Origin of the sequence: Neomesorhizobium albiziae (genome assembly GCF_900114255.1) — a bacterium.
Taxonomy (GTDB): Bacteria; Pseudomonadota; Alphaproteobacteria; order Rhizobiales; family Rhizobiaceae; genus Neomesorhizobium; species Neomesorhizobium albiziae.
The window spans coordinates 1-9,645 of record NZ_FOSL01000063.1 but is presented as its reverse complement, the minus strand read 5'-3'; the positions used below and the strand labels follow the sequence as shown (position 1 = coordinate 9,645).

General features: G+C 59.9%; 8 protein-coding genes and 3 pseudogenes. 4 read left to right on the top strand and 7 right to left on the bottom strand.

Translation table 11 applies throughout. The annotated features are described in order from the left end of the window. A pseudogene (locus F3H98_RS30370) lies at nucleotides 1-311 on the bottom strand (hypothetical protein); the annotation flags it as partial. A gap of 185 nt (nucleotides 312-496) precedes the next feature. Between F3H98_RS30370 and F3H98_RS30365 the strand changes: the two are divergent. Further along, the gene (locus F3H98_RS30365; RefSeq protein WP_149764663.1) at nucleotides 497-1,465 is read left to right on the top strand and encodes a YihY/virulence factor BrkB family protein; all 969 of its coding nucleotides are present in this window, start codon (nucleotides 497-499) and stop codon (nucleotides 1,463-1,465) included. Nucleotides 1,466-2,182: 717 nt separating this feature from the next. Next, a pseudogene (locus F3H98_RS30360) lies at nucleotides 2,183-2,542 on the top strand (transposase); the annotation flags it as partial. A 404-nt stretch (nucleotides 2,543-2,946) separates the two neighbouring features. Here F3H98_RS30360 and F3H98_RS30355 read toward each other — a convergent pair. Beyond that, complete coding sequence (locus tag F3H98_RS30355) at nucleotides 2,947-4,200, bottom strand: ATP-binding protein (protein WP_149764661.1); 1,254 nt, start codon at nucleotides 4,198-4,200, stop codon at nucleotides 2,947-2,949. Nucleotides 4,201-4,490: 290 nt separating this feature from the next. On the opposite strand from F3H98_RS30355, the pseudogene F3H98_RS30350 reads away from it, so the two are divergent. Continuing rightward, nucleotides 4,491-4,910, top strand: a pseudogene (locus F3H98_RS30350) (IS30 family transposase); the annotation flags it as partial. A gap of 51 nt (nucleotides 4,911-4,961) precedes the next feature. Here F3H98_RS30350 and F3H98_RS30345 read toward each other — a convergent pair. The 5 genes from F3H98_RS30345 to F3H98_RS30325 all read right to left on the bottom strand — a co-directional run bounded on the left by F3H98_RS30345 (nucleotide 4,962) and on the right by F3H98_RS30325 (nucleotide 9,512). Continuing rightward, entirely contained in the window at nucleotides 4,962-5,741 is a 780-nt protein-coding gene (locus F3H98_RS30345) for a 3-hydroxybutyrate dehydrogenase (protein WP_149764659.1), read from the bottom strand. A 25-nt stretch (nucleotides 5,742-5,766) separates the two neighbouring features. Further along, nucleotides 5,767-6,504 carry an acetoacetate decarboxylase gene (locus F3H98_RS30340; RefSeq protein ID WP_149764657.1) on the bottom strand — a complete coding sequence of 246 codons (738 nt, stop codon included), beginning with the start codon at nucleotides 6,502-6,504 and terminating at the stop codon, nucleotides 5,767-5,769. A gap of 43 nt (nucleotides 6,505-6,547) precedes the next feature. Further along, nucleotides 6,548-7,744 (bottom strand): patatin-like phospholipase family protein, encoded by a 1,197-nt coding sequence (locus F3H98_RS30335; protein ID WP_149764654.1) that lies wholly within the window; start codon nucleotides 7,742-7,744, stop codon nucleotides 6,548-6,550. An 88-nt stretch (nucleotides 7,745-7,832) separates the two neighbouring features. Continuing rightward, on the bottom strand, nucleotides 7,833-8,297 hold the full coding sequence (locus F3H98_RS30330) for a hypothetical protein (protein WP_149764652.1): 465 nt from the start codon (nucleotides 8,295-8,297) through the stop codon (nucleotides 7,833-7,835). 186 nt (nucleotides 8,298-8,483) lie between these two features. Continuing rightward, complete coding sequence (locus tag F3H98_RS30325) at nucleotides 8,484-9,512, bottom strand: alpha/beta hydrolase (protein WP_244622017.1); 1,029 nt, start codon at nucleotides 9,510-9,512, stop codon at nucleotides 8,484-8,486. On the opposite strand from F3H98_RS30325, the gene F3H98_RS30320 reads away from it, so the two are divergent. Beyond that, nucleotides 9,439-9,645 (top strand): helix-turn-helix domain-containing protein (locus F3H98_RS30320; RefSeq protein ID WP_149764665.1); only part of this gene is annotated, 207 nt, incomplete at its 3' end. The genes F3H98_RS30325 and F3H98_RS30320 overlap by 74 nt on opposite strands.

Sequence of the window (9,645 nt, the reverse complement as noted above, 5' to 3'; positions counted from 1 at the left end):
AGGGTTATTTCGGTGTCCGACAGAGGCGCGAAGTCTGGATAGAGGATCTTCACAACCTCCATTGGCGTGCACCCTTTTCTGGCCTTGATATTGAGAAGATTGAGGAACATGCGCCACCAGCGCAACCGCGCCCGGACCTCTTCCTCTCGTTCGAGGCGCGCGGCAATGATCCGGGTCAACTCGGCATCCGCCTGGCTACATGCCATCAGCCAAGCCGCCCTGAGTGCAGGCTCCTTTGCGAGAAGCGCAACGATGCGTGCGGCAGCGACGCCATCCTTGATGTCCTGTTCGCTTTCGACGAGCGAGCTCATCGTGGCGTGAAGATGGGTCTCGAAGGAGACGTTCCCGGGGCCACTGTCGCAACAACCCACAAGCTGCTGCGTGTCGGTTCCGGGGTCCGCCCTGCGCAGACCGGGTCGCTGAAGGCGGCTCGTCATCTAGTATTGTATGGTCGAAAGGAGTTGCGGCCATATCTGTATACCGTATGGCGAAACCAATGTCGGACCGACCACCCGGAGCAGCCCGTCGAGCGGCGAAAACCTCGAACAGGAAGCCAGGCGATCACCTCTACCACGGGATCCTGAGCGAGCAGCCGGCAGATTTGCTGATCGGCAGCGGCTGGCGTGCGGCATTTGCCGTTCTGCGTGAGGCCATGCTGCGACTTTGGGATGACGAGGCTTTGTCGCTTGCGGGCAACATAGCTTTTCGCGCTGTTCTGGCGATGTTTCCGTTCCTCATTTTTGCCAGTTCATTGACGGCGTTCATTGGCGATCCGGAAATTGCTGATCGGCTCATCGACTTTTTGATAGCGATAGTGCCTGCGCCGCTGGTAGACACCGTGGTTGCCGAGGTTCGCGCCGTTTTGACTGTGAAACGCGGGGATGTTGCAAGCGCCGGTGTCTTGCTGACGATCTGGTTTGCCGTGGGCGGCGTCGATAGTGTGCGGGTGGGACTCAATCGCGCATACGATATCCGCGATCAGCGCTCAACGCCTGCAATCTATGCCTTGCAGGTATTCGTTGTGATCGGAGCCGCGATAGTATTCGTGGTGGTCGGCTATTTGTTGGTGCTTGCCCCAGTCGCCGGCACATTTGCAGAGAGATTCCTGCCCGGCTTCAGTCCGACCTTGTTCACTCTTGACGCGGTGCGTTATCCGGCGGCAGGTGCAATTCTCACTGCCACCCTGTTCGGTGCACACACTTTTCTTCCGGCACGCTGGATCCGGTTTTCCAACATGTGGCCTGGCGTGCTGCTCACTGTTGGTGCCTGGATGGCCCTCGCGAGCGCATTTTCGATGTACCTTGCCCGTTTTGCCAACTATGCGAGCTACTACGCCGGGTTGGCTGGGGTGATTGCCGCGATTTATTTCATTTATCTAGCCGCGCTCGTCCTTATCTTCGGCGGTGAAGTCAACAGGGCACTCAGAATTCGGCGCTTGGCGCGCGCGCTGAGGAAGGCATCGTAACCGCGTTGGCTGAACCGCGGAGATGCCGCCCGCATGTGTTGCAGAGGGAGGCATCGCTAGTTCTTCCCTGATCATGCGATGACGAAATTCTTGGATTTGCTGCTACCTCCACGCTGATCGGCCGTCCTATCGGCGACGCGATCGGGCGGTTTCATTGTCTCGCCTGGCCAACGGATAGTAAGAGCACCCAAGCTTAGGTATTCTTAGGTTCGACGGCTTCATCGGCGTCTTTGAAAGCTTCGTAGCCAGCGTTCCAATCGCTGTAGTCTCGAGACTTTGCCTCGAAAGGGTTTGCATCTCGCCCAACGCCAGTGCGAGCAGCCACTACGCCCTGATCGAATGGTGCCGTTTTGCTCCTGTCGCCCTGTAGTTTGACATAATTGTCTCCAGTTCAAATGCGACTCGGGCCGTGCCCGTTGTCCCGGAACGGCGGACCCGGCGAGGCTTAAATCTAACATGGATAGAACGGGGGAAGGAGGAAGATTGGAATAGTCTTGACTGCAGCGACGCGCAAACGTGTGTTCGGGCGACGTTCTGCGGGCAACCCATCCTGCAGCGGCGCGGCCGAGAGGTCTAGTCACTTTCAGCCAGTCAGGGACTGCGGCGGACTCCAAGTTGGCCGGATGTTATTTCTCTTTCATCGCTGCATTCGAACTGGCTTTGGAGATGCCTCAGTCTCCGGGTCAATCGATGCCGGCAGCGCGATCCGGAAAACAGGCTCTTGCAGTAGAGGCATTTGCGCCGGCGATGGGGAGCTTCAAGTGCGGGCGGGACTTTGCGGCTTGGCTCGGGCTCGTCCCGCGGCAGTTCTCGTCCGGCGGCAAGGAAAGGCTCGGCCGGGTGTCGAAGGCTGGTCAGGCTGATATCCGCAGGCTGCTGATCATCGGCGCGATGGCTCGCGTGAGCTGGGCCAGCCGCCGCCCGCCTATGCAGGGGTCGTGGCTGGCCCGGATGCTTGCCAGGAAACCGCGGATGCTGGTGGCGATCGCACTGGCGAACAAGATGGCTCGCAAGATCTGGGCGATGCTGACGAAACAGGAAGATTTTCGTGATCCGACGTTGGCCGTGGCAGCATGATCTGATGCTGACCGCAGACGACCAACGCCGGTAGGGAGGTGTGAGAAGTTGACGACCTGAATGGACGCACGATCGAACCGATCCGGATAGGGAAAACCGGGGACATTTGTGGAGTTCGCAAGCTCGGAAAGTAGATTTGGACTCGATCCGCTGATTTCCATACCGGCCAGCGGCTTTTGGAAGTGCCGCATTCAAAGGCCTGACAGAAGACCGCACTCGATCACACGTTCATAGGTCGGAAGCTCCTTGCATAATGGGCGGCAACCACAGAAGAAATGTCGCTTCCGCTTATGCGCTGCCACGCTCCCCGACATTTCGCGGGGTGGCGGGAATGTTTGGTATGTTCTACCGCGAAGAGCCGGCTTCCGGGCGATGGACAAGTGTTCCGGACTGGCTCATGCGACTTACATGGACCAAAGAACCGACAGAGGCGCAGCCTGCAATTTCTCGCCGAATGGCGTAACGCGGTCATGATCGTGCAGCACCAGACCCCGCACAAAGCGATCTCCAGCAGCCTCTTGTAGCTGGCGAAGCCCACGAAAATCGTGCGGCCGCACGGTTGCGGATGCCTTCACCTCGATGCCGATAATCCTGCCCCGGCGGTCCTCAATCACGACGTCGACCTCGTCCTGGTCCTTGGTCCGGTAGTGCGAGAAAGAGACCCTACGCTTTGTCCACGACGCCAACTTGAAAAGTTCCGAGACGACAAAGCTCTCAAGCAAAGCCCCGAACCGCGTCCGATCCATGTTGAGAACCTCAGCCTCGTCCTGGCGCAATGCGGCTAGGAGCCCGCTGTCGAGAAAGTGCAGTTTCGGTGTCTTGATGAGACGGCTCAATCGATTGCTGGACCACGGCGCCACGGTCCTCACTAGGAACAGCCGCTCGAGGATTGCGACGTATTTCTGCGCCGTCACGCTCGACAGGCCGAGAGCCGCGCCGAAACTGGAATGGTTGACCAACTGCCCGGCATGTTCGGCGAGGACGTTCAGCAGACGAGGCAATCGATTGATTTGGTCTATGTTGGCAATATCACGAACGTCTCGATCAAGGATCTGGCCCACGTAGTCTTCGAGCCACGCGGTGCGGCGCGCCGGGGTCGATCTGCGCAGAGCCTCTGGATAGCCGCCCTGCAGGACGAGATCGATTAGGTCGTGGCCGAATACCACAGTCCCACCTACTGCGGGTTCCTCACCGGCGAACAGGCGGTCCAGAAGACGGCCTGGTGTTGATTGGATTTCCGATTGGGCGAACGGCAGTAAGGAGATCGTCGCCATCCTGCCGGCAAGGGAATCGGCAATGGTGGGTGCCGTGGCGATGTTGGCGGAGCCAGTTAGAAGGAATCTGCCCGGTGTATCGTCGCGATCGACACTCTCCTTTATCGCGAGCATCAGCTCGGGCGCACGCTGGATTTCGTCAATCACAGCCCGTTCGATCCCTCTGACGAAACCGACGGGATCGGCGCGGGCCGCGCTCAATGCGCCGGCATCGTCCAGGGTGATGTAAGGCCGACCAATTTCGGAGAGTTGCTTGGCGAGAGTCGTTTTTCCTGCCTGTCGCGGGCCAGCGATGAGAACGACGCGAGTGTCGGCGAGCGCCGTCTCGACGAGCGGTCGGATTTTCCGGTCAATGATTTGGCGCGGCGATGTCGAACTGACCATGCGTCCATCCTTAACGTGTCTTCCGTCCAATTTAAAGTGATCTGCCGACCAATTTTCATTATTCGACCGCCCTTTATTCATTGACTCGTCGGCCGGTCCCACTGTCGCCCGCTCAAAACGACGGCGGACGTGATCCCATGGATGTAGTCGTTGGGGCGCCGGCTCCGCTTCCGACGTCAGTCGTTCGGCTTGAGGAATTGGGGAGAGACTCTTGGCATCCTTTTCTTGAGGGGATCGGTCTGCCGGATCCTTAACAGCCGACTTGCGTGTCGGCAGGAGACGCAGGGCACGACCGGCAGTCCAGGCCAATAATGGACGGCTTGATCGATGTACTGGGCTCCCTGCCCCATGCGGCGCGCCGCTCGATCACCTTCGACCGCGGCACCGAATTTACGGACTGGCCGTATCTTCAAGCCGGTCTCGGCGTCCAGACCTGGTTCTGCGAGCCGCAGGCGCCGTGGCAGAAAGGCACGGTCGAAAACACCAACCGGCGCGCCAGGCGATGGCTTTCGAGAGACATGGATCCACTGTCGATCGAGGACCGTGACCTGAAGAACGTCTGCGCGCATCTCAACTCGACGCCGCGCAAATGCCTCGGCTTCAGAACCCCTGCAGAAGTGTTCAGGAAAAAGCTGTGGGATGCTATTCGATCAAGCGGCTACCCTGCCCTGGCTGTGAAGTCGCACTTCAGCGAGAACTCACAGGTGTAGACGGCACATTTTAGGACCATCTCCGCTTGGTCCGAAGGAAGCTGCAGCCCATTATTGCATGCCCCAGCCGTGACTGACGACGATTGATTGTCCCGTTAGTGCGTTTGTACGAAAAGCGGCCAGGAAAAGGGTGGTCTGCGCTACATCGTCTACAGTGGTGAACTCGCCGTCGACCGTCTCCTTGAGCATGACATCCCGGACGACCTCCTGCTCGGAGAGCCCGAGCTTCTTGGCCTGCTCCGGGATTTGCTTGTCGACGAGCGGCGTGCGCACAAAGCCCGGACAGATCACGTTGGCGCGGACACCGTGTGCAGCGCCCTCCTTGGCGACGACTTTGGCTAGTCCCATAAGGCCGTGCTTGGCCGTGACATAGGGGCCTTTCAACACCGATGCCTCCTTGGAATGCACCGAGCCCATATATATGATGCTCCCTCCACGGCCGTACCTGTACATCTCGCGCAAACAGGCGCGCGTCGTGAGAAAGGCACCGTCCAGATGAACGGCAAGAAGCTGTTTCCATCGATCGAACTCAAACTCGTGGAGCGGGGCCACGGTCTGGATGCCGGCGTTCGAAACGAGGATGTCGACCTTGCCAAAGGCGGCGACAGTGTTAGCGACGCAGGCCTCGACGGCGGCTTCGTTGGTTACATCGACGGCAATCCCAATGGCGTGTTCATTTCCGCCGAGATCGTTGGCCACCGCATTCGCGCGCTCCTGGTCTTGGTCAGCGATTGTCACACGCGCGCCTTCGCGCACGAAGAGTGTCGCGATTTCCATACCGATGCCGCTCGCCGCACCGGTGATAATGGCAACCTTGTTTTCAAGAAGCATGATTAGTCTCCTGTGTTGTGGGAATTCAGCGAAGATAGTCGTGAACGACCTTGCCGAGGCCGAGGGTGAGGTCGGCGATGAAGTGCGTGGTCGAGACCACCTCGAGCACCGGGAGGTCGGCGACGGGTGCCAAGGCATGCGCGTGGAGATCGAGCGCACCGGGTCCCGTCCATGCACCTTGGAGGTCGATGTCCTCGAGACGGTATTCAACCAGTTCGCAAATGCGCGGACTGCCGTCGACATGTGGAATGATCTTGAGCAGGAAGTTGGGCTCGGAAAGCGAGGCCAGCACCGCCGCCCCATCGGCGGCTTTGTGCTTGTAACCCATGGTGCCTGTGGCAACCCGTACCGGCCCGTAGTCGAGAGTACCGACGAGTGTGTCGGTCTCGGTGCGAAGTGTTGGCTGCGCGAGCTTTTTAGGAAAGCCCCAAAGCTCCCGTCCGGCGGCAATCGGCGCTTCGTCGTTGAGGAACATGCTGTGGGTATAGCTGCCGTGTTTTCCGTTGAACGAGACGGGAATTACCTGGCCGCTTTCAGTATAGTCGCCAAATCCACTCGAATCCGGCATGCGGATGAATTCGTACTTGACGAGTGGTTCGATCACTTCGAGAGGCCCCGGTACAAGCTCGCGCAATCTCTCGGGATCGGTGCGGTAGGTGATGACGAGATATTCGCGCTGACAGAACCGATAGGGACCTGGCGGATATGCGGGGCTGGTGAGCGGCATTGAGAAAGCGCGCTCGCGCACGGCAGCTTCATTCATCATGGGCTCCATGTTTCAACTATTTGACGGGTTGGTGGACGGGTTATCCGCGCCCCTGCTCGGCGATATCGAAGGTGAAGACGCCGTCGGGGTTGCGGGGGAGCTCGAGCACCTCGGGATGGCGCAGTGTGCGGATCGTGTCGTGGTGTCCCGCCTGCCAGTGATCTTCCATGCTCCGTCGCGAAAACTCGTAGTCTTTCGTGTCGTCCTCGTATCTCTTCGGGCGGTAGCCGAGCTGAACAAGATTCCAGGCCTTCGGCTCGGTAGCGGGGCGCAAGATGTCAACTTCAGGGGCTGCCGCCAGTTCTGCCGGCAGTTTCCCAATCAGGCGCGAAAGGGCACCGCGCAGGGATTGGATTTCGCGGAAGCGGCTCAACTCGGCCCGGGTGCGGCTCGAATACTGAATATCCTTCTGGCGCATTTGAATCTGCGCCATCTTGCGCGGCAACTCGCCTCGGGCTGACCAAAGATCGACCTGGAACGCGAGTGTGTCGCGGTGCGGCAGGCTATCAACCACCCAGCTGAGGGGCGTGTTGGAGACCAGGCCGCCGTCCCAGTAATGCTCCCCGTCAATTTCGACTGCCGGAAAACCGGGCGGCAGAGCTCCGCTCGCCATCACATGTTCGGGACGGATCGTTTGGGTTGTGCTATCGAAGTAGACGAGGTTGCCGGTGCGCACATCGACCGCGCCCACGCTGAAACGCATGGCTCCGCCATTGATCCGGTCGAAGTCAACCAGTCGTTCAAGCGTCGCCTTGAGCTGCCGCGTGTCGTAGTAACTGGTGGCTTCGGTGGTACCATGCGGCCAAAGCCAGGGTGCCGGCAGGCGGGGCACGAAAAAGCCCGCCGCGCCCAGGCACAAGGCTTGTGCTGCGCTCCACTGGTTGGACAAAGCGCGGACGACGTCGCCCCTTGAGGGGTCAAATTGCGCCAAGGCATTCGGAAACTGCCAGTGTGGATCGGTTGATGTGACGAGTTCCCAGAACTGCCGGAGCTTCGCGACCCGGTCCTCAGGCCGATTGCCCGCAATGAGGGCGGCGTTGATCGCGCCGATGGAAATCCCGGCAGTCCAGTCGGGATGAAGACCGGCCTCGGCCAGGCCTTGGTAGACGCCTGCCTGATATGCGCCCAGGGCACCGCCGCCCTGCAGCAGCAGCGCAATGCGTTCGAAGGGCGGTCGCCCCCTCTGCTGGGCATGTTTCGATACCGGATTATGGTCCGCGAGATCGTATTCCTGCATTGCGAATTCCTTCGCCGTCTTCCGATAGAGGGACGGCAGCTTGATTGCTCTTGATAAGGTGACTGTCTTTCGGCCGGAGGCGTTGGGGTCACGCCATGGATCGACGCAAGCTCGCCAGGTCCGCGCTGCAGACCAGGCTGAATGCCAGGAGGGGATCGGGATCCAGACTTTTGTTCAGCGCTTCCGTGGCGAGTTGCCGAAGCTCCACTCTCGGTTTCAGGGAAATCTCGAGTATGGCCCTGAGTGCGGCCTCCGCCGCGGCGACGACATCGGATGATGCAAAGAACCGCATTCGGTTGATAAGTCCGATCAGATGTTGTTCATCGCCGCTGAGTTCGATGTCGTCCCGCGTGTAGGCGCGCAGAAGCAGATTCGACGCGTACATCACGAAGTCGACGTAGACCCGCTCCCGCTTTGTGATTTCCTCGGTGATACGCTGCAGTTGATGTTGGCCGCGATGCGTGTAAATTGCCGCCACCAGCGAAGCGCCGGCACCAAGCAGCGCTCCCAGCAGCGCGAAGACAGGACTGAGAAAGGCCGGATCAATGTTCATATCGGCTCCAGGGATTTCTTATGCGTTGAGTGATCGACGACCGCGGGTATCGGCCAGCCGAGGCGGGCGTCACATGCTGCGGCGGTCGCGGCCATCGGCGTTCGCCAACATTTCGAATTGGGCATTGCATCAACCGTTCTGTCCTTCTTGGGCTGCGCCGAAATGGGCCGCGCAGCGCGCCTGACCTCAGTACGAGATCTGCCCGTCGACAATTTCCCCGTTCCCAGGTGAAACCTCGCGCTTCAACACGTCGCGTACGACGGCGACGCGCGCCGCCGACCCTGCAAACCCGGCTGCCGCCGCCCCTACACGGTGAGCGAATGTAGGCTCGCTTCCCGAGAGCGATTGCCCGGCCAGACGCCGCCCGAGCAGACGCACGATCTCGGGCCGGTCGGCGAAGGTATTGTGGCCAAGCGGATCGTTCGACGCGATGGCGCTCGTGTCGATGACAGAGACGCCAAGTTTATCGAGCATGGCGGCATAGGGTCTGAGGTCGGATCCTCCGACCCGGTCAACTCCGCCCGAGAGCCAGCGCGAAACCTCGAGGGCCTTGTCCCGCGTCGACGTCAAGATCGCGAAATGCGGCCGCTTGGGACCCATTTCGATAAACTGGCGGCGAAACACGTCGATATCGATGTCCGGTGATGCCAGGACAACGTTCTTGACCTTTGCCGGAACCGACTTTTCGCGCATGGCAACGCCGCGCAAAGCCTCGGCGGCGAGCCAGGTCCCCATCGAATGCGCGAGGATGGTCACGTCATCCACATCCGGGCTCCCGGTCGCCTGGAGGATCAAATCCTCCAGGGCCCGGCGCGAGTAGTTGGCGCTCTCCTTGTCATAGAGATAGTCGACAACGCGCGCCCGCGACGGCCAGGCGAATAGAATTGGTGCCGCATCGGTGCCCGAGTCGTGAACGATCTGGGCGAAACGGAAGACTGCGGCCGCATAGGTATTGTTGTAGCCATGCACGAAGATGAGCACCTGGCGTTTGGCGTTCCGGTGCTTGCGAAACCACTTGAAAGCCTGCCTGTTGATTTCCGCCAGGAGCTGACCCTGGATTAGGTAGTTTTTCCATTGAGAAGTGACCCATGTTTGAACCCACCCCTGCTGGCTGATTGCAGGGGAAACTGGAGTGATAGACATGGCGTTACTGAGCGTTATCCGGCGCTGGCGTTTGCGGGACGATCTCTCGATCCGGGAGATCGCACGGCGCACAGGGTTATCGCGGAACACGATCCGCAAATATCTGCGATCCGACGAGATCGAGCCACGTTTCAAAGTTCCGGAGCGGCCGAGCAAGCTCGATGCCTATGCGGAACGGCTGTCGGCCTGGCTAAGAGCCGAGGCG

Excerpts from the sequence above, each read along its gene's own strand:
- F3H98_RS30365 (WP_149764663.1), top strand. The coding sequence starts at position 497 with ATGTCGGACCGACCACCCGGAGCAGCCCGTCGAGCGGCGAAAACCTCG.
- F3H98_RS30355 (WP_149764661.1), bottom strand. The coding sequence starts at position 4,200 with ATGGTCAGTTCGACATCGCCGCGCCAAATCATTGACCGGAAAATCCGA.
- F3H98_RS30345 (WP_149764659.1), bottom strand. The coding sequence starts at position 5,741 with ATGCTTCTTGAAAACAAGGTTGCCATTATCACCGGTGCGGCGAGCGGC.
- F3H98_RS30340 (WP_149764657.1), bottom strand. The coding sequence starts at position 6,504 with ATGAATGAAGCTGCCGTGCGCGAGCGCGCTTTCTCAATGCCGCTCACC.
- F3H98_RS30335 (WP_149764654.1), bottom strand. The coding sequence starts at position 7,744 with ATGCAGGAATACGATCTCGCGGACCATAATCCGGTATCGAAACATGCC.
- F3H98_RS30330 (WP_149764652.1), bottom strand. The coding sequence starts at position 8,297 with ATGAACATTGATCCGGCCTTTCTCAGTCCTGTCTTCGCGCTGCTGGGA.